Genomic DNA, 18,332 nt, shown 5'->3' with positions numbered 1-18,332 from the left:
AGGGCAGCTAGTTAAAGTTATTAAGCTTTAACTACATTAGTCCCATTCGTCTAGTGGTCTAGGACACCGCCCTTTCACGGCGGTAACAGGGGTTCGAACCCCCTATGGGACGCCATCTTTTCTTGTTTCTGGATTTAGTTCCCTATTGCTATATAATATTGTTTCCTTATGGAAATTTCGGCTAGGTACTAAATCTCTGTGTCACGTATTCTTACTTTCCCGCTCGTATTGAGCTTGCTATTAAGTGCTCTAGCTGTTCGCGCTGATACGATTATTGTTCACCCTGATGTACCCATTGATCATTTGTCTGCAAATGAACTACGTTCCATATTCTCGATGCGAAGTTTGCGATGGGTAAATGGTGTTCCTATCCGAGTATTTGTTTTATCAGATCAATCTCCCGTCCATAAAAGTTTTGTTAAACAAAAGTTAGAAATGTTTCCGTATCAATTGAGGATGACATGGGATCGTGCTGTATTTAGTGGAACCGGATATCCTCCAAGAAAAGTATCAAATGTCGAAGATATGGTCTCTCGAGTTAGAAGTACGAAAGGCGGTATTGGTTACGTTAATGATGAATCAATTCCGTTACTGGAAGGGGTAAAAATTGTTGAAATTAATTAATACAATTTTAAGCTTTTCGCTTCTACATTCAGCCCTAGTCAACGCTGAAGAAGAGAATTTAACATGGGGAGGTTTTGTATCCCAAGGTTTGGTTTACACCGATAACTATAACTTTATTGAGGGCAGTAAAAACGCCCTTTCAACGGACTTTCGTGAAGCTGCTATTTATGGGCTGTGGCGCCCAACAAATCATTTACGCTTAGGTGGGCAAGTTATCGCCCGTAAACTCGGTAATATGACAGATGACACACCTCAAATTGACTATTTGAGTGCGGACTATAGTTTGTTAAGCACACCAGCTTCTAGCTTTGGCATTCGGCTTGGTAAACTGAAATTAGCCAACGGTTTTTACAATAATACGCGTGAGGTTCCTTTCACACGTAATTCCATTCTTTTGCCCCAGTCGATGTACTATGAGGAAACCAGAGATTTCCAATTATCGGCTCTGGGTGTGGAGTTTTATGGGAGTGAACAACTTGAGACGGATCGCTTTGAATATTCTTTTTTAGCTTCCAAACCACGTAAAGATCAGGTTTCAGAGTTTGTTTTCTTTAGACGTAACCTTTCAGGAAAATTGGATGATGGATATCTTCTCATAGCTAACTTGCGACTTGTGGAGGCTCGAGATGCGTGGAGAGTTGGAGTTACGCTTGGTTCTTTTGGGCTGACGTACTTTCCGGGCAGCTCTCAAGAGTTAGGCTTGGAAAGAGGTGATATTGATGTGAAGTTTTTTGCGATCAGTGCTGAATATAACTGGGAGCGCTTTTCAGTAACATCAGAGTTTTTTAAGCATTATATTGACTATGAGGATCTCGGCGGCTTTTTTGCGGTAGAGCCGAAGCAAACATTTGAAGCTTTTTATGTTCAAGGGGTTTATAGGCCAACGCATAATGTTGATCTGCTGATGCGTTATGATTTGGCTTATAGAGATGCGCACGATCGAAGTGGTAAGAAGCATGAAAAGAAGTTTGGGGTGCCTGCCTCAAACTATTGGTCTAAGGATTTAACCTTAGGGGTGGGTTGGCAGGCCACTTCGTCTATACTGCTAAGAGCCGAGTGGCATCACATTAGAGGTACAGCGCGAGTGCCTGAACAAGAAAACTCCAATAAGCTCCGTAAACACAGTTCTTGGAATATGCTGTTAGTGCAGGCCGCGTATCGTTTTTAATCATTTAGAATGGAGCTAAGAGCGGCATGAGGCCTTTCTTTGTCAGTGTACGATGGAAAATATTGCTTCCTTTACTCGTGTCGCTGCTCATTACACATATTAGTATCTTTTGGTATGCAGACTACTCCTTAGTCTCTCAGTATGAATCAGCACGCCATGAACTCAATACACGTAATCTAAAAGCTTTAGATGGCTCATTGACGACGTCTTATTTAAAACAGTTGGAGCTTGCTCAAACAATAGCGCTGGTCGTTGATCAAGAGCCTGGTAGCAGCCATCTATCGTTAGTTCAAAAGATGATGGATCGTCGCTTTCCCTATTTTGAATCCATGGGGATGCTTGAGAATGCGGCTTTATACTCCACTCAAGGAAAGATGCTGTTCCGTTGGGGGGATGTGGATTACAAATTAGATAATCTTGTCGGGTCGGCTCTTCAGTATGAGTATCCAGTGCGCCAGTTACAGTGTGTTAAGTTATGCCGTCGTCAGTTAGCTATACCTTTGCTTAATGAAGGCCACGTGTCTGGTGTGCTAGTTGTTGGGCGAGCAATTCATGACATGGTGGTGGATTTTAAACAGCTGACGGGCGTAGATATTGGCGTCGCAAAGTTTAGTCAGGATAATTGGCAAGATGTATCGGCTTGGTCAATGGACTTTTCTCAATTAACTCAGCGTAATAGAAACCTACAGGTGCTCAATGCCTTAAGTGAGAAAGAACCGGACTTTCACTTTGATGAGCTTTATCAGTTAGAGGCTTTTGACCAGAAGTATGAGGTTTTTTTAACCTCTCCTGGGCGCTTTGATTCGGATGATTCTATCTGGGTGTTAATTGCTGATGCGACTGAGCGCTTTGATGCACTGGAAACCTATCGCCGTATTTTAGGTGTTTCCTTACTTATTAGTTTTCTTGGGCTTTCCATTGTTGCGTACGTATTGTCGGTTAGGGTGCGTCAGCGTGCGTTAGCTATTCAGGAGGTAGGTGCAGGCGTTTATCAAGGTGAGCAAAATGAGATGTTTGCCGATGAGTTTAATTTGGCAACGGCCAGCTTAGCTGATTTGAAACTACAAGTGAGTCAATTATCCAGTGAAGAACGAGTGCTGGACGACCGTCTCGAAAAAGCGCTCCATGCGCTAAACCTCGAACGTGAGCTTATCTCAGCGTTATTTGATACGTCAAAAAGTATCCTGCTTATTCAAAATATGGATGGCATGATCCTATCCGGTAATGCGTGCGCTGAATCTATTTTTGGCAGCCGTATTAACGATAAAGAACTCGCCTTTTCTTCTTTATTTTCAGATGACCCCCTAAGTCGACAAGCAGAGGACAGCTTGCAGCGTTTATATATGGGGCTGCAGCGGATGTCACGATTTGATACAAAATCGCATGACGAACATGGTTCTTTGCATTACTTAACATGGATTAATACCGCCATTGATACAAGCCATGATGTTTCAATAGTAGTGTCGTTAGCGATCGATGTTACGGATAAGAAAAAAGCAGAAGAGCGCTTAGCTTGGTTGGCATTTACGGATCCGGTCAGTGCACTAGAAAACCGAGATATGTTTTTAGATAAGTTACCTCAGGCAATGGATAAAGTGGTTCAAGATGGACGCATTTTGGCCATGCTGTGTCTGGATATTGATGATTTTGAAAAGCTGCAAAAACAATATAACCATGTCGACCAAGAAACGTTGTTGAATGGAGTAACATCACGTATCCATAGTTGTTTGCGCGATGATGACATGTTAGCGCGATTTAGTGATGATCTTTATATGATTGTATTACGAGGAATGAAGGATCATAAGAATGCTGAACTTGTCGCTCAAAAACTTATACAGGCATTCAAAGAACCGTTCCTTGTTAATGAGGAAACTATCTATCTGGCGATTAACATTGGGGTAAGCTATTTCCCTGACCATGCTGATGATGTTGCGGGTTTTGTGAACGTAGCAGAATCAGCCATGTTTCTATCCCGGCAATCATCAAAAAATCATTATTTAGTCTTTTCACCGGGTGTGGAAGAGCGGTTACAAACTCCCGAATTGGAAACGTTGACCAGTGTGCTTCAAAGGGGGTTGCTCGATGTCAGTTATCAGCCCGTTATTGATATGCGCAATGGGCGGGTGTTAGGAGCAACAGCTGGACTTTGCTGGAAGGAAGCAACGCCCTCTGGTGACGAGCGGCTTCGCACATTCTATGAGGACACGAGCAATCATTCGCGTATGAATGAGTTCCTGATTAATGAGTCTCTGTCACATTTTAGTGAGTGGCGTTTTGATCATCATCGAGCGTTGCAATTGTTTTTGCCCGTCAGAGTGCGTAGTAGTCAGGTGAATGAGTTGTTTGAGCAAATTCAAACAGCACTCGTCCAGTATAAAACATTAATGGGGCTCGTTGTCATTGAGTTTCAAAGCGATGATGTTTTAAGAGCTGAAGCGGGTTCTGAAGATTTAATGCAACGCTTGAAAGACTTAGGAGTGCAGGTAGCTATTAACACGAATGACAAAGTCAGACCTGCTTTATACCTCGCTCATACATTGCCCCATGATTATATTAAGCTCCCAATACATGCCATGCTTGATTCGGATGAAGAGAATAAAGCCTTGATAAAAAGCGTGGTGCGCATTAGCAAAGAGCTACAAATCGACTGTATTGCACATGGTATTCAAACCGCCGACCAGACCGCCAGGTTATTGAATGGCGGCTGCGCATTTGGCGTTGGCCGTTATTATGCTTCGCCGATGAGAGAGTCAGAGTTCATCGGCTTTATCGAGAATGTTGAAATGCTTGAGTGGCCTAAATCTTAATTAATGAGCCAACTCTAAAATAACAGCACGCTCTCGAGCATATTCGAAGTCTTTACCTTCGGATTCTGCTAGGTGGCGTTTCTCGTCCAGTAGCTGGAACTTATCAATTTCTTCATCAGGCATGTAGTGAAGACAGTCCCCTCCAAAGTACCACAACAAATCGCGTGGGATGATAGGCACTAGCTCAGGATAGTTACGAATCCATCGCGTCAGCAAGGCTTGACCTTGCTCTAAGACGTCTTCAGATTGTTGCTCGATCGCTTCGATCAGAGCGGTGAACTGCTCGAGAAATGATTGCTCGTCCTCGCCTAACTCTTGGCTCGCAAAGGGCATGAATTGGATGACGTGGTTGTAAGTTTGCTTTAATAAATCGATATGGAATGAAACGTAGCTGTTACTCATCACGGATAACTCTGTTGTTCGCTCTAAAGTCTTAGTTTAACTGATAGAATACAAACCGCATAAAGATAACGATATTGAAAATAGGTGAGCACTTTATGACTACCGCACTCTCAATCAGAGACTTGCGTAAAACTTATGGCAATCAATTTGAAGCGCTTAAGGGTATTACTCTGGATGTAAAGCAAGGAGACTTCTTTGCATTGCTTGGACCTAATGGGGCTGGAAAGTCTACAACGTTGAGCATTGTATCCTCATTAGTTAACAAATCGGGTGGTTCAGTATCTATTTTTGGCCATGATATAGAAACAGACTTGGCGGCTGCTAAACGAAGCTTAGGTGTAGTGCCCCAAGAGTTTAATTTTAATATGTTTGAAAAAGTAGGTGATATCGTTCAAACCCAAGCTGGGTATTACGGTATACCTCCTAAACTGGCAGCTCAGCGTGCTGAAAAGTATCTGCGACAGCTAGGTTTGTGGGATAAACGTAATGATCGTGCCCGTATGCTTTCTGGTGGTATGAAGCGACGCCTGATGATTGCGCGTGCATTGGTGCATGAGCCTAAGTTACTTATTCTTGATGAACCGACAGCAGGCGTTGATATTGAGTTAAGACGTTCAATGTGGGGCTTTTTACAAGAGCTCAATGCTTCTGGAACGACGATTATTTTAACGACACATTATCTGGAAGAAGCAGAGAGTTTGTGTCGTAACATAGCGATTATTGATCACGGCACTATTGTTCACAACACATCCATGAAGTCGCTATTACAACAGCTTAATAAAGAGACTTTTATCTTAGATTTGACCGCTGACCTAGAAAAGGCCCCACAAGTTGATGGTTATAAACTGAGTTTGTCGGATGCGCACACTTTGGTAGTCGAAGTTACCAAAGGTGCAGGTTTGACCTCGTTATTTACCCAGCTTGCGTCTGAAGGGATAGAGGTGTCTAGTATGCGCAATCAATCTAATCGTTTAGAGGAATTATTTGTTTCTATGGTCGAGAAGAATTTAGGACAGGAGCCAGCATGAGTGTCGTTGAATTATGGGTGGCGTTCTATACCATCGTATCTAAAGAAATTCGTCGCTTTACACGTATATGGGCGCAGACGTTACTGCCACCCGCTATTACCATGACATTGTACTTTATAATTTTTGGCAACCTCATTGGTGAGCGAATAGGTGAAATGGATGGCTTCAACTACATGGAGTTTATTGTGCCTGGGCTTATTATGATGTCAGTCATTACCAATAGTTACGGTAATGTTGTGTCCTCATTCTTCAGTACAAAGTTTCAACGAAACATAGAAGAAATGTTAGTATCGCCGATGCCAAACTGGGTTATTTTGTCTGGTTATGTGGTGGGGGGCGTTGCTAGGGGGCTTGCTGTAGGCTTTATAGTGACTTTGTTATCGTTATTTTTTACTCACCTGCAGATTCATAATGTATGGATTACTATTGGAACCGTTGCACTAACGGCTGTGTTGTTTTCCTTGGGAGGTTTCATTAATGCCGTGTTTGCTAACTCGTTTGATGATATTTCCATTATCCCAACATTTATTCTAACGCCGCTAACGTATTTAGGGGGCGTATTTTATTCGATTCAATTGTTACCCGATTTTTGGCAGGGCGTGTCTCAGCTTAATCCTATTTTGTACATGGTAAATACGTTTCGTTACGGAATTTTAGGTACAAGTGATATCCATGTAGGTTTTGCCTTTAGTATGATAGTGCTATTTAACGTTGTGCTTTTTTTCGTTGCATTACGTTTGTTAAATAGTGGTAGAGGAATCCGCAGCTAATGAATGAAGAGCAGGTACTTGAAGCATCGCCGTTAGGCAGTGAAACAGCTTATATCAATCAATATGATCCATCCGTTTTATTTCCAATTGAGCGCGACCTTAATTGGCAAAAACGAGGAATTGATAGGCATGAACTTCCATTCCAAGGCGTTGATTTCTGGAACGGTTATGAAATCTCTTGGCTCAATCTAAAAGGTAAGCCAATGGCACGGATTGCTGTATTTACGATTCCTGCGAAGTCCTCGCACATTATTGAATCAAAGTCGTTTAAGCTTTACCTCAACTCATTCAATTTGAGCCGTTTTAAAGATGAGAAAGCCGTCATTGACGCGATGGAATTAGACTTATCCTCGGCCGCGGGCGGTGCGGTAAACGTTGAGCTATTCCACCCAGATACGTTTGTTCAGCCGACGGCCTTCACTGGCGAGTGCTTGGATGATCTCGACATTTCTGTTGAGCACTATGAACCAAATGCCGAGTTGCTATCAAAAGGAACGGGCCAAGTAAGCGAGACACTTTATAGTCACTTATTGAAGTCTAATTGCCCAGTAACTGGGCAGCCCGACTGGGCAAGTATTCAGATAGCGTACACGGGTACAAAAATAGAGCATGAGGGCTTACTCAAATACCTTATTTCTTACCGCGAGCATGGTGATTTTCATGAGCAGTGTGTAGAAAATATTTTTATGGATATTTGGGAGCAATGCCAGCCTTCGGCTTTAACCGTTTATGCGCGTTATGTTAGAAGAGGTGGTTTAGATATTAACCCCTATCGTAGTTCCGAAGCCGATGTACCATCTAATATTCGTTTAAATCGGCAGTAACAGTAAAAAGGAAATATTATGGATGCTTTAGAGTTACTTCATAAGCGTGTATCAGCCCCTGTGCTTATGGAACCCGGCCCAAATGCAGAGCAGCTAGACTCAATGTTGTTGGCTGCTCAACGTGCCCCAGATCATGGCGAATTGAAGCCATGGAGGTTTATGTTGGTTGAGGGAGAAGCTCGCCATGTTCTCGGAGATCTGTACGTTAAAGCAGGAAAAGCCGCTAATGCGATGATCGATGATGAGAAAGTGGCTAAATTACAAAAAATGCCTCTAAGGGCTCCGGCGATTTTAGTGGCAATTGCTGTGACACAAGAGCATCCCAAAGTACCGGAAGTTGAGCAAATAATAACGGCAGGTTGTGCTGCACAAGGTGTAATACAAGCCGCGTATGCTATGGGGCTGGGTGCAATGTGGCGCACGGGTGAAATGGCTTTTGATCCCACTGTGAAGGCTGGACTTGGATTGCAATCCCATGAGCATATTGTTGGCTTTATATATTTGGGTACAACCAAGCGCTTTAGGGAAGCAGATTTATCGTTAGACCGTGAGAAACTAAGCGTTTGGGGGGCCTAACGTTATTCTCTTATCTACGTTGGAATGACTGAATTGCTGAGTATCAACATCCAGTCATTTCATCAAACTTACTGATTATTCACTGGTTATCTCAAGCGACTCGATGATAATTGGCTTGACTGGAACATCTCTGTACGATGATTTTGTCGTTGTTTTAGTTGCTGCAATCTTGTCAACAACCTCCATACCTTCCACTACACGTCCGAAAACTGTATAGCCTGGGCGTGGCCCCATCGCGTCCAAATTTAAATTATCAACGACATTGATAAAAAACTGCGCTGTAGCACTATCTGGGTCACGCGTCCGTGCCATTGCAATAGTTCCACGCTTGTTACTTACACCATTGGTAGACTCATTTTTTACTGGCGCTTTCGTTTGTTTTCGTTCCATATCAACCGTAAAACCACCACCTTGGATCATAAAGCCGCTGATAACACGATGGAACTGTGTGCCGCTGTAAAAGCCATCCTTTACGTAGTTCAAAAAGTTATGAGCGGTAAGCGGCGCTTCTTCTTCAAAAAGTTCGATTGTGATGTCGCCTTGGCTCGTTTTCATCATGACGTGCTGTTCAGCAAGCGCCAAGCTTGAGGCCGCCATGAAAGCTGCTGCTACCGCGGTGTTTTTGATCAATTGATAAAATGGAGCTTTCGATAGCTGCATATAATCATCCTTTTTGCTATGGCCTGGCTTGGGCCAAGTTTAATTTTTTTTTTAGACTACACTGTAAAGCGTACCCATGATAAGTGATGCGATCATAATCAATTAATTTGATGACGAACAGCACTTAGCGGCGACTTATACTTGAATATTAAGCAAGTAAAAGGGGTAGATATGGAAGATTGAGATTAAAGGGTTCTTTAGATTGATTACCTTACGCCGATAATACATGGATAACAAAAACAATGACTTGTAATTGACGATTACCTAGGGACCCAAGAATGCATTCGATAAAACTCAAGCAAAAGATGCTGTTACTAACGATTATCCCGTTAGTTGTTTCAATTGTCGCTGTGATGCTGGTAGTGCAAGCGAAACTTGCCGAGTTAGGTGAAAAAGAAATTTCCACCATAAACGCTGAGCTCATAGCCTTAAAAGAAGAGTCGCTCAAAGGATTTATTGAATTAGCTGTCTCAACCGTCCAGCCTATTTTGGATAATGCCCGTGAAATCGGTGATGCCGAAGCTAGAAAGCAAGCTGCAGATATACTCAGGACGATGAGATACGGGGAAGCGAACGATGGCTATATCTTTGTATATAGTTATGACGGTGTAAATGTTGTTAATGGGCCAAAGCAGACGTTAGAAGGTAAAAACTTAATTGATCTCAAAGACCCTGATGGCGTACCAATTATTAAAGAACTGATAAGCGCCGCCAAATCAGGAGGAGGCTATGTTAATTATAAATGGGCTAAGCCTTCAAAAGAAATGGACGTAGCAAAGCTCAGTTACGCAGATTCAATAGACGAATTTAAGTGGATGATTGGCACAGGCTTTTATATAGACGACATCGAAGATAAATTGGCGGTTACACAGAAAAAAGTCAATGCTGATATTCAAAACACCATGTTAATCATTGCGGCTTTAGGGGCCTTATTATTAGTTGTGTTTGTTTTAATTGCTTTGTGGATGTCTTCTAAAATTACTCGTCCACTGCGTGATGTTGCTGAGGCTTTAGCAGATATTAGTGCTGGCGAGGGAGACTTAACCCGCCGATTAACCGTTTCCACTGGTGATGAAGTAGGGTTAGTGGCTACAGGCTTTAATAACTTTGCCGACAAAATTCAGCATTTGGTCGTGGACCTGAAAAAAAGCATTCAGGAATTGTCTCGATCTACCGAACAGATGAATCAGGTAGTGAAAAAAACGAACGCTGATGTGCAGCGTCAGCGTCACGAAACGACGCAAACGGCGGCGGCTGTGCATGAAATGGCTGCTACCGCACAAGAAGTGGCGTCTAATGCCGGAGGGGCGGCGTCTGCGGCAGATCAGGCTGATCATGCGACAAGCGACGGTCAAAAAGAAGTTGAAGCGACGATTAGTGCATTGCAGCAGTTGTACCAAGATGTAAATCGATCTTCAGAAGTTATCTCACGTTTGGATGATGATGCCGACAAAATAGGCTCTGTTGTTAACGTTATTAAAGAAATTGCCGACCAGACAAACCTGTTAGCATTAAACGCTGCTATTGAAGCTGCGCGAGCAGGCGAATATGGGCGAGGCTTTTCAGTTGTTGCGGATGAAGTGCGTACTTTAGCAAACCGCACACAAGAAAGTACGCAGGAAATCCAAATGATGATCGAGCGTTTACTAACAGGTGCTCGTGAAGCGGTCAGTGTGATGGAAACTAGCCGCAGCCAAGGGGAGACGACGGTGGAGCGCGCTGCTAAAGCAAGTGAATCACTGGGGGTCATCACCGCGTCAGTAAGCACGATTAACAACATGAACATGCAAATAGCCAGTGCAGCTGAGGAGCAAACAGCTGTAGCCGACGAAATCAGTAGTAGTGTTCAACAGATAGCGGATATTGCGGAGCACTCAGCGAAAAATGCGGATAATCTCGAAGCCACAACCAATGAAATGAGCCGTTTAGAGAAACGACTTCAATCATTGGTAGGGCACTTTAAAGTGTAAGTCCTGTTGGTGGATTAATCTAAGTAAAGCCGGCGCTTGTAGTTGCATGCGCCGGCTTTTTTATGCGACTCTTTCAGGCTGACTTGTCGTCTGAATTAAGGATTTTTTTATGAGAATGCAGTGGGCTAAACTATTGACCACACAGCGCTATGGGCATGAGCACCAAGAGTATTCAGAAGCGGGGCGCAGTCATTTCCATAAAGACCATGATCGAATTGTTTTTTCCAGTGCGTTTAGACGGCTTGGTCGTAAAACACAGGTCCACCCACTAGCATTGAATGATCATATACATACACGCCTGACCCATTCGATAGAAGTTGGCAGTGTTGGTCGCAGTTTAGGAATTCGTGTTGGCGAGTGGCTAAGTGATCAATTGCCTGAGTGGGCTACGCCTGATGATATCGGTATGATCGTCCAATCTGCATGCTTGGCTCATGATATTGGGAACCCTCCCTTTGGTCATGCGGGTGAATATGCGATTCGTGATTGGTTTAAACGAGCTGGGCAAGCAGATTTTTTAAAGCCGCTGTCAGCTTTTGAGCGCCTAGATTTAGAAACGTTTGAAGGTAATGCTCAAGGTTTTAGGGTAGTCACCTGTATCGAGAACCACCTTTATGACGGAGGGCTGCGCCTGACGTATCCCACGTTAGGTACATTGTTAAAATACCCATGGACTGCGGAGCGAGCGACTAAAAAAGGGAAATTTAGCGCCTATCTAACAGAGATCCCGATGTTGGATAAGTTGGGTGATGCATTGGGCTTAGTGCCCTTGGGTGAGCATTGGTGGTCTAGGCATCCACTCGCTTATTTAATGGAGGCGGCAGATGATATTTGTTATGCCGTTCTCGATCTGGAAGATGCCATAGAGCTTAATATTCTGAGCTTTGAAACGGTTAAACCAATCCTGCTGCAGTTATGTGGTGACCAGTCTTTTGATGATGAAATTTTCAATAGTGCGGCATCGGCGCGCCGTAAGATCTCGGCGTTGCGGGGCAAAGCGATGGAAAGCATGCTCGATTCTGCTTTGCAGGCGTTTGTTAAGCATTACGATGAGATCATGGAAGGTAAGTATCAAGGGGAGTTACTCGCTGATGGCGCTGTGCATGTTAAAGATGGCCTGCAAGCGGCTAAGCATCTAGCGAAGACACGAGTATTTCCAGACACGCGTAAAACGGAGCTTGAGGTGGGGGCATACAGTTCATTGGGCGTTTTGTTGGATGCATTTTGTCATGCTGTTTTTGAGCAGTACCAACAAGGTGGGACCGATAATTTAAGTTACCGAAGTGAAAAAATCATAAGTTTGATGGGCATTCATGCCCCCGAACCCGATTGGTCGTTGTATCATGCCTATATGCGTGCTTTGGATTTTATAAGTGGTATGACGGATAACTACGCCGCCTATCTTGGTCGTCAGATTGGTGGCTTATCCTCATCTTCGTAAGATTAATAACCGACTAAAAGTAGTGTGAATTTTTATGCCATCGTTACAAGATCAATTAAGTCGTCTGGTTTACTCAACTGAGGGCGGAGATACCTGTTCAAGTTGTCGTCAACCAAAGAGAGAATGCCAGTGCCAAGATTTGGCTGATGACCAGCGCCTGGCAAGTTTAGATGGAATTGTACGTATCCGCCGGGAAACGTCAGGCCGAAAAGGGAAAGGGGTTACCACTATTACCGGGGTGCCCGTGGCAGAGGCTCAGTTAAAAAAATTAACTAAGCAGCTAAAACAGCAATGTGGTACCGGCGGGTCACTCAAGGATGGCGTTATAGAAATCCAAGGTGATCATCGGGAGAAAATTAAAGGGCTGTTAGAAACACAGGGATTTACTGTAAAACTGGCAGGAGGCTAGTAGATTGAGTAAAAGGGACTGTAAACGATGTCGTCAATTACGCTGGGTTGCTATGTTTGTCTGCATTGTAGCCGTGGTTATTTTGATGATGCTAGGGAAAAGCCAAGCGGGTATTTATAAATATACTGATGCAAATGGTAAAAAAGTTTATGTGGGCAGTTTGAGTCAAGTCCCTCAAGCTTATCGTGATCAAATAGTCGAGCAGGTACCTACGGATGCAGTGAGTAATGTGTCGCAGTTTTCTGATAAAAATCGTTCTGCAGGCTCATTACTAAAGAAAAACAGAGATGAGCGTCGAATGTTAAGGGCGCTAGAGCAAATGGAAACTCCAGTTAAGATTGCTAATAACCAAGTGCTGGTTCCGGTGACTGTGACATATCATGGCTACTCTGCTCAAGTGACAATGCTGATGGATACAGGGGCTAGCGGTACGGTTTTTCATCATGATGCCCTAGAGAAGTTAGAACCGAAAAAGCAGGAAGCAGGCTATGCCCGTGTGGCGGGTGGTGGCATTATTAAGTTAAGTACCATAGCGTTCGACAGTATTAAAATAGGCCCGTATAAAGCGCGTAATTTAAACGCTTATGTGATGCAGAATAAGAATGTAGGCGGTGGGTTTGATGGATTATTGGGGATGGACTTTTTAATGAATGTTGAATACGAATTGGACAAGGCTCGGCAAGTTATTATTTGGAACCCCAAAAAATACCACCAACTTAAGAAATCAATAACAGAGGTATCAGAGTTAAACGATACCTCTGCTAAAAAGTAGCAAATATCAAAAACAGCTCTAGCTAGATCTAAAAACTGGCAGCGGCCTCACGCTCAGCTAATTTAAGATCGAGTGTTGCTTTCAAAAGTTTGAATAATCGAATAGACGCATCAATCTCGTCTTTGCGGTTGGTTAAGCTTTCGATATTTAGGCCTAATGGAACACCCAATGGTAAGCAAGCTTCAACAATTTGCTCTAAGCTGTTGCGGCATATTTTGATAGATTCCGATAAAGGACTATGAGCATTCATGATCCGTATTTTAGTCGCTTCTGGTACTGAAATACCCAGCCATTCCATAAACTCAAGTGTTTTTAAACTACCGCAAGGCGTAAACGTTAATACAATTCGCTTAGGCTCAATCTGCTTGTCACGGCATTCAACGGCATATCGCGAAAGGAGGTCGATAGTGGCTTGAGCGTTATATACCGCTTGAGTGACAAAAAAATCGCAACCTTGCTCACTCTTGGTCATGAGGCGGTGGTGTTCGTCGCCTTTGCTTGCATGACGTTCAGCTATTGTTACGCCCCCAAGGTTAAAGTCGAGTGGACTTTCTTTTAACGTGCTGTATGCATCGTTCAGTGAAAGTTTCACCTGGCCGGTGGAAGAGGGCGAGCCAACCATAACAATGTCACGAATACCGTACTGATCCCAAGCCTCGTTCAACCATTGATTAAAATCGGCCTTGTCTCGTTGAGAAACGCTTTTGTAGGTAATTACTGGGTGGCCTGATTTTTCGCGAATAAGTTTTGAGTATTCGCGAGGATCATGTGTTTCCATATAAGGAAATGGGCGCGGCTTATCAATCCGGCTACTTTCATCTTGAATGTCGTATACAATTAAGCCATCAATATCTAACGCCGAGAGCCGTTCTAGTAACTTATCAGCAATTTCATCTACGCGCTCAACTGACGTATTGCTCCGAGGAGGGGTGGTACCTACAAAGTAGACACCGCGGTTGTGGTCAGCAAAACGTGTTTCTAGTAACGAGCTCATAATCTAACTTCTTGATCAATGTGGGTAATGGGTTGCTATTCTAACAGTGAAGTCTATTCATGTGATTGAAGTTTGATATGAAATCTTTAGGAGTTAAGTTGAGTTTCCTTAATAAAGCAGCATGATGTTACTTCATAGTAACGAAGTAGGCAGGTAATGAATAACAAAAAAAGCGTAAACCTAGACGTGATTAAAGAGCAGCTTACGGCCCCAGCCAGTTCACCTCATGAAGCACCTGTTGACCAGTGGAACCCCGATTTTTGCGGCGAAATAGATTTGCTTATTAAACGTAATGGCGAGTGGTTGTATCAACAAAGCCCTATTACCCGGCCTGCTATGGTTAACTTATTTGCCCGTGTTCTATGGCTCGAGGATGGGCGTTATTATTTAAAAACGCCTGTAGAAAAAATGGGTATACAAGTAGAGGATACCCCGTTTCACGTTACGAAAATGACCGATGTAATTGATTCTGAAGGAAATAGTGCGATTCAGTTCACGACGCTAACGGGTGATCTTGTTACATTAGATCAAGCACATCCCATACGTTTAAGGCTTGATCCTATCACTTCAGAGCCCTCACCATTAGTGCTTGTGCGTTATGGGATGGAGGCGCTGATTAGCCGTCCTGTGTTTTATGAGTTAATAGAACGGGCAAGTACCCGGTTGGTTGATGGCCAAGAGCAATTGATTATTGAAAGTGCAGGTTGCGAGTTTGTGTTAGGTGCTGTTGATAATAATGATTAGTCGCAAGGCACCAGCATCCCCTTATTAACAGCCGGTATTGTTTGGAGCTTTTTGGTCCAGCGTAAGACATGGGGAAACTCAGTAAGATCAATTAACTGCCATTCGTGACGCATAGCCCATGGATAAATGGCGAAGTCAGCGATACTGATTTCGCCTGCGACAAATTCATGTTCAGCTAACTGCGTGTTTAACACTCCCCACAGGCGTTTAGCTTCGTTGTTGTAGCGTTGCTTGGCATAAGGCACGCTTTGAGTTGCAAACCGATTGAAGTGATGAGCCTGCCCTAAGAAAGGTCCAAAACCACCCATCTGCCACATTAGCCATTGCAAAACGTCCATACGCTTGATTATGTCAGTGGGTAAAAACATATCGTGTTTTTCTGCCAAGTAAATAAGTATCGCACCGGACTCAAACAGAGCAATAGGACTTCCCGCAAGAGGATTTTGATCCACAATGGCGGGGATTTTATTGTTGGGGCTAATGGCAAGAAAATCGGGAGCGAATTGTTCGTCAGCTGTGATGTCAACTGAGTGCACTTGATAGTTTTCTTTTACGGCTTCTAACATGATGGATACCTTTCGGCCATTGGGCGTGCCCCAAGTGTATAAGTCGATCATGTGGAGGTCCTTATTGTCAGCTAACGGTGGCTAAATTGGTGGTAGATTTCGAGAAGCTCGTCTTCGGTAAAAGTAACAATAATGAGTTGCTGCCCCGGCTTAATGAGATTTGGGTTCTGGCCAACCAAGCCTTGCTCATAGTTGTAAATATAGGTGGTGTTTACTTTTTCATGCAACAGTTTTCCAAGGTATGAGCTGTGTTTAGTACTTAGTACCTCGTCGGCTTCTTTTGGGATAGTGGCACTTATTTCTTGCTTAATCTGCGGTAATTTAAAGCCTTTAGCAAACGTTTCTGTTAAGCCTCCTTGCATAATTCCCCAAAGGCCCTGCTCGTCCTCAGGGCTTACTGCGTGTATGTAAAAAATTCTTTTGATGTTGCTGTCAGTGTTGTCGAGTAACTCGCGTAGTTGGATTGTTTGGCCTACCGCGATAGGAGCGGTGAGTTTACGAATGTTTTGGTTATGTGTGGTTAAATCATTGTCAGCAACATTGGGCTGAAAGCGAACGGGATCGACGGCAAATGTTTGTGCGGCTGCGTCATGTGTAATGGTCAGGTTATTAATTGGCGACTCAGTTGTCAGAGTTGTTTCTACACTTGATGCCATATCATGTGTAATAGGGGTGACAGGGATTAGCAGAGCTTTTTGCTGATCAATATTAGGTAAATTAATGAGCTGGTCAGCGGTAACAAAATGCTTTGCATTGAGGGCGTCGATTGGTTGTGTGGCGGGGAGTACTAATGTGTCTAAATATTCGCGGGCTTTTTGTGCTTGGGCCTGCTCTAAAGAGGACTGCTCTTGCGCACCGGTTTGATAATTGTTGAATTGATCTGTGTCTGGCGTTACTGGTTCAAAGGTATTTGGTGCATCTTCATTAGGGTTTAACAGGCTGTCGTCCAAAGAAAGGATGGCTTGTTGAATGAAAGGTACATTTAGCACGTCTACACGAAAGTAGGCCAGAGCAATAATAATGACCACTAGAAAAATGGCTAACCATCGCAACATGCTTGCTCCCCTTTATTAGGATTTTTAATCTATTGATAAGACTCTAATGGACTTTGCTGGTTGAATAAAGCGTTAGAATGGGGAATAGTGAAGGTAAATAGTGCTATTAAAAGGCTCTTTTTTTGGCACTGTCTTATTTGTCAGGTTGAAGAGGTGATTACTGATGGGGCAAGATCAGAGTGCTTTTTTTGAGGCGATGCAGCATGAAGGTGTAACGCCGTTAAAACCTAAAATTAGACATCAATTGGCTAAGGCCAAAACAGATGCAGACTTATTTGATCTACGCCGCAAGTCGGCAACGCAAGGGAGTGATCAAGGGTTAACTACAGACCCAATTGATTGGCTGCATCCTTTAGACCCTATCGAGTGGTGTCGCGAAGGGGTGCAACAAGGGGTTTACCGTAATTTACGATTAGGTAAGTATCAGCTTGACGCTAGGCTTGATCTAATGAACAAAACTCCCGCACAGGCTAGAGAAGAGCTAGTGTCCTTTCTTAACGAATCAATGCGGCTGGGGATACGAACCGTGCTTATTAATCACGGTAAAGGTAAGCATGCGAGTACCATAGGCAATAAGTTAAAAAGCTATTTATGTAATTGGTTGCCGCAATTGGATTATGTGCTTTGTTTTCATTCCTGCATGCCTCAGCATGGGGGCACCGGAGCCGTTTATATTTTGCTTAAGAAAAGCGAAAGCGCCCGCCAGGCCAACCTTGAAAAGCATTCAAGACGTCGATAAATAAGATTAAGATAGGGTTCTCAATATGCGAGAGCAAATTGATGAAGTACTGCAGTTCTGGTTTGGTGATTTGAAAGAAGGCTTTCCCGTTGCCGATAAGAGTACATTATGGTGGGGCGGCTCGCAGGAAATCGATCAGCAGATAACGGAGCTTTTTGCTAATCGTGTTCGTCAGGCGCTGCAAGGAACTTTGGATTCTTGGAAAGAGACTCCGCGTGGCCGTCTGGCGTTAATATTATTGCTGGATCAGTTCACCCGTAATATTTATCGAGGTTCAGGTGCTGCGTTTAGTGGTGATGCTCAGGCTTTGGCGATCACTCAAGAGTCAATTCAATTGGGCTACGATCAAGCGCTTGAGTTTACCGAACGTTTATTTCTTTACATGCCACTAGAACATGCCGAATCATTACCCGCTCAAGACTTGAGCGTTTCTTGTATGGCTGAGTTGACAGCACAAATCCCTGTTGATAGACGTGGAATGTTTGAAAACGTTCTAGATTTTGCAGTTCAACATCGCGATGTTATTAAGCGATTTGGACGTTTCCCGCATCGAAATCAAGCACTAGAACGAGAGTCCACGGAAGATGAGCTGGCCTATTTAAACCAATCTCATGCTCGCTGGGGGCAGTAGGTTAGTTAAATACATACTGAGAGCCATGTAATTTCGTGATTCTCTGCGTATACTGACTAAAAGATTGTATGGTTTGTGGAGGTTCTGTTGTACTCACCTCATATAAAAAGTATCTGTTGCTGGTGTTGGACGGTTTCGCTGAGTTTTTTAGT

The 18,332-nt window shown here is 43.5% G+C and carries 19 protein-coding genes and 1 tRNA gene; 15 read left to right on the top strand and 5 right to left on the bottom strand.

Translation table 11 applies throughout. The features are described 5' to 3' along the window. Positions 1-39 precede the first annotated feature (39 nt). From OW491_RS03360 to OW491_RS03345, 4 genes are all read left to right on the top strand, one after another. A tRNA-Glu gene (locus OW491_RS03360) sits at positions 40-115 on the top strand. Positions 116-198: 83 nt separating this feature from the next. Beyond that, entirely contained in the window at positions 199-624 is a 426-nt protein-coding gene (locus OW491_RS03355) for a hypothetical protein (RefSeq protein ID WP_290034653.1), read from the top strand. Then, positions 608-1,792 carry a hypothetical protein gene (locus tag OW491_RS03350; protein WP_290034652.1) on the top strand — a complete coding sequence of 395 codons (1,185 nt, stop codon included), beginning with the start codon at positions 608-610 and terminating at the stop codon, positions 1,790-1,792. Before OW491_RS03355 ends, OW491_RS03350 begins: the two co-directional genes overlap by 17 nt. A 26-nt stretch (positions 1,793-1,818) precedes the next feature. Next, positions 1,819-4,599 carry an EAL domain-containing protein gene (locus OW491_RS03345; protein WP_290034651.1) on the top strand — a complete coding sequence of 927 codons (2,781 nt, stop codon included), beginning with the start codon at positions 1,819-1,821 and terminating at the stop codon, positions 4,597-4,599. On the opposite strand, the gene OW491_RS03340 is transcribed toward OW491_RS03345, so the two are convergent. After that, positions 4,600-5,001, bottom strand: coding sequence for a PA2817 family protein (locus OW491_RS03340; protein WP_178968480.1), 402 nt, complete (start codon positions 4,999-5,001; stop codon positions 4,600-4,602). 95 nt (positions 5,002-5,096) lie between these two features. Between OW491_RS03340 and OW491_RS03335 the strand changes: the two genes are divergently transcribed. Genes OW491_RS03335 through OW491_RS03320 form a run of 4 tightly spaced genes read left to right on the top strand, consistent with a single transcriptional unit; the run spans position 5,097 to position 8,199 of the window. Beyond that, positions 5,097-6,029, top strand: a complete 933-nt coding sequence (locus tag OW491_RS03335; RefSeq protein ID WP_290034650.1) for an ABC transporter ATP-binding protein — start codon at positions 5,097-5,099, stop codon at positions 6,027-6,029. Beyond that, a complete protein-coding gene (locus OW491_RS03330; protein WP_075171746.1) occupies positions 6,026-6,799 on the top strand; it encodes an ABC transporter permease in 774 nt (257 codons plus the stop codon). The genes OW491_RS03335 and OW491_RS03330 overlap by 4 nt, the downstream gene beginning before the upstream one ends. Further along, entirely contained in the window at positions 6,799-7,623 is an 825-nt protein-coding gene (gene queF / locus OW491_RS03325) for an NADPH-dependent 7-cyano-7-deazaguanine reductase QueF (RefSeq protein WP_290034649.1), read from the top strand. Before OW491_RS03330 ends, queF begins: the two co-directional genes overlap by 1 nt. Before the next feature lie 18 nt (positions 7,624-7,641). Next, complete coding sequence (locus OW491_RS03320) at positions 7,642-8,199, top strand: nitroreductase family protein (protein WP_290034648.1); 558 nt, start codon at positions 7,642-7,644, stop codon at positions 8,197-8,199. 75 nt (positions 8,200-8,274) lie between these two features. Here the strand turns inward: OW491_RS03320 and OW491_RS03315 are convergent, their stop codons facing one another. Then, positions 8,275-8,859, bottom strand: coding sequence for a peptidylprolyl isomerase (locus tag OW491_RS03315; protein WP_290034647.1), 585 nt, complete (start codon positions 8,857-8,859; stop codon positions 8,275-8,277). Between the two features lie 278 nt (positions 8,860-9,137). On the opposite strand from OW491_RS03315, the gene OW491_RS03310 reads away from it, so the two are divergent. From OW491_RS03310 to OW491_RS03295, 4 genes are all read left to right on the top strand, one after another. Then, positions 9,138-10,829, top strand: coding sequence for a methyl-accepting chemotaxis protein (locus OW491_RS03310; RefSeq protein ID WP_075171750.1), 1,692 nt, complete (start codon positions 9,138-9,140; stop codon positions 10,827-10,829). Between the two features lie 109 nt (positions 10,830-10,938). After that, a complete protein-coding gene (locus OW491_RS03305; protein ID WP_215152120.1) occupies positions 10,939-12,270 on the top strand; it encodes a deoxyguanosinetriphosphate triphosphohydrolase in 1,332 nt (443 codons plus the stop codon). A 34-nt stretch (positions 12,271-12,304) separates the two neighbouring features. Continuing rightward, complete coding sequence (locus OW491_RS03300) at positions 12,305-12,679, top strand: translation initiation factor Sui1 (protein WP_290034646.1); 375 nt, start codon at positions 12,305-12,307, stop codon at positions 12,677-12,679. Between the two features lie 4 nt (positions 12,680-12,683). After that, positions 12,684-13,451: an aspartyl protease family protein gene (locus OW491_RS03295; protein WP_290034644.1), complete on the top strand. Its 768-nt coding sequence runs from the start codon at positions 12,684-12,686 to the stop codon at positions 13,449-13,451. 28 nt (positions 13,452-13,479) lie between these two features. Here the strand turns inward: OW491_RS03295 and OW491_RS03290 are convergent, their stop codons facing one another. Then, positions 13,480-14,445: a methylenetetrahydrofolate reductase gene (locus OW491_RS03290; RefSeq protein ID WP_290034643.1), complete on the bottom strand. Its 966-nt coding sequence runs from the start codon at positions 14,443-14,445 to the stop codon at positions 13,480-13,482. A 156-nt stretch (positions 14,446-14,601) separates the two neighbouring features. Between OW491_RS03290 and OW491_RS03285 the strand changes: the two genes are divergently transcribed. Then, positions 14,602-15,189 carry a DUF1285 domain-containing protein gene (locus OW491_RS03285; RefSeq protein ID WP_290034640.1) on the top strand — a complete coding sequence of 196 codons (588 nt, stop codon included), beginning with the start codon at positions 14,602-14,604 and terminating at the stop codon, positions 15,187-15,189. On the opposite strand, the gene OW491_RS03280 is transcribed toward OW491_RS03285, so the two are convergent. Together OW491_RS03280 and OW491_RS03275 are read right to left on the bottom strand one after the other, a co-directional pair. Further along, positions 15,186-15,806 (bottom strand): glutathione S-transferase N-terminal domain-containing protein, encoded by a 621-nt coding sequence (locus OW491_RS03280; protein ID WP_290034639.1) that lies wholly within the window; start codon positions 15,804-15,806, stop codon positions 15,186-15,188. The genes OW491_RS03285 and OW491_RS03280 overlap by 4 nt on opposite strands. A 20-nt stretch (positions 15,807-15,826) precedes the next feature. Continuing rightward, a complete protein-coding gene (locus tag OW491_RS03275) occupies positions 15,827-16,810 on the bottom strand; it encodes a hypothetical protein (protein WP_290034637.1) in 984 nt (327 codons plus the stop codon). A gap of 163 nt (positions 16,811-16,973) precedes the next feature. Between OW491_RS03275 and smrA the strand changes: the two genes are divergently transcribed. Next, positions 16,974-17,549 (top strand): DNA endonuclease SmrA, encoded by a 576-nt coding sequence (gene smrA, locus OW491_RS03270; RefSeq protein ID WP_075171758.1) that lies wholly within the window; start codon positions 16,974-16,976, stop codon positions 17,547-17,549. Between the two features lie 25 nt (positions 17,550-17,574). Next, entirely contained in the window at positions 17,575-18,180 is a 606-nt protein-coding gene (locus tag OW491_RS03265) for a DUF924 family protein (protein WP_215152113.1), read from the top strand. Positions 18,181-18,332 lie beyond the last annotated feature (152 nt).

This window comes from Neptunomonas sp. CHC150, assembly GCF_030397555.1.
In the GTDB taxonomy this organism is placed as follows: Bacteria; Pseudomonadota; Gammaproteobacteria; order Pseudomonadales; family Balneatricaceae; genus Neptunomonas; species Neptunomonas phycophila.
The sequence above is the reverse complement of the archived record's forward strand: the minus strand, read 5'-3'. Positions and strand labels throughout refer to the sequence as shown.

Excerpts from the sequence above, each read along its gene's own strand:
- OW491_RS03330 (WP_075171746.1), top strand. The coding sequence starts at position 6,026 with ATGAGTGTCGTTGAATTATGGGTGGCGTTCTATACCATCGTATCTAAA.
- OW491_RS03315 (WP_290034647.1), bottom strand. The coding sequence starts at position 8,859 with ATGCAGCTATCGAAAGCTCCATTTTATCAATTGATCAAAAACACCGCG.
- queF (WP_290034649.1), top strand. The coding sequence starts at position 6,799 with ATGAATGAAGAGCAGGTACTTGAAGCATCGCCGTTAGGCAGTGAAACA.
- OW491_RS03340 (WP_178968480.1), bottom strand. The coding sequence starts at position 5,001 with ATGAGTAACAGCTACGTTTCATTCCATATCGATTTATTAAAGCAAACT.
- OW491_RS03310 (WP_075171750.1), top strand. The coding sequence starts at position 9,138 with ATGCATTCGATAAAACTCAAGCAAAAGATGCTGTTACTAACGATTATC.
- OW491_RS03305 (WP_215152120.1), top strand. The coding sequence starts at position 10,939 with ATGAGAATGCAGTGGGCTAAACTATTGACCACACAGCGCTATGGGCAT.
- OW491_RS03300 (WP_290034646.1), top strand. The coding sequence starts at position 12,305 with ATGCCATCGTTACAAGATCAATTAAGTCGTCTGGTTTACTCAACTGAG.
- smrA (WP_075171758.1), top strand. The coding sequence starts at position 16,974 with ATGGGGCAAGATCAGAGTGCTTTTTTTGAGGCGATGCAGCATGAAGGT.
- OW491_RS03265 (WP_215152113.1), top strand. The coding sequence starts at position 17,575 with ATGCGAGAGCAAATTGATGAAGTACTGCAGTTCTGGTTTGGTGATTTG.
- OW491_RS03280 (WP_290034639.1), bottom strand. The coding sequence starts at position 15,806 with ATGATCGACTTATACACTTGGGGCACGCCCAATGGCCGAAAGGTATCC.
- OW491_RS03285 (WP_290034640.1), top strand. The coding sequence starts at position 14,602 with ATGAATAACAAAAAAAGCGTAAACCTAGACGTGATTAAAGAGCAGCTT.
- OW491_RS03320 (WP_290034648.1), top strand. The coding sequence starts at position 7,642 with ATGGATGCTTTAGAGTTACTTCATAAGCGTGTATCAGCCCCTGTGCTT.
- OW491_RS03275 (WP_290034637.1), bottom strand. The coding sequence starts at position 16,810 with ATGTTGCGATGGTTAGCCATTTTTCTAGTGGTCATTATTATTGCTCTG.
- OW491_RS03290 (WP_290034643.1), bottom strand. The coding sequence starts at position 14,445 with ATGAGCTCGTTACTAGAAACACGTTTTGCTGACCACAACCGCGGTGTC.
- OW491_RS03345 (WP_290034651.1), top strand. The coding sequence starts at position 1,819 with ATGAGGCCTTTCTTTGTCAGTGTACGATGGAAAATATTGCTTCCTTTA.
- OW491_RS03335 (WP_290034650.1), top strand. The coding sequence starts at position 5,097 with ATGACTACCGCACTCTCAATCAGAGACTTGCGTAAAACTTATGGCAAT.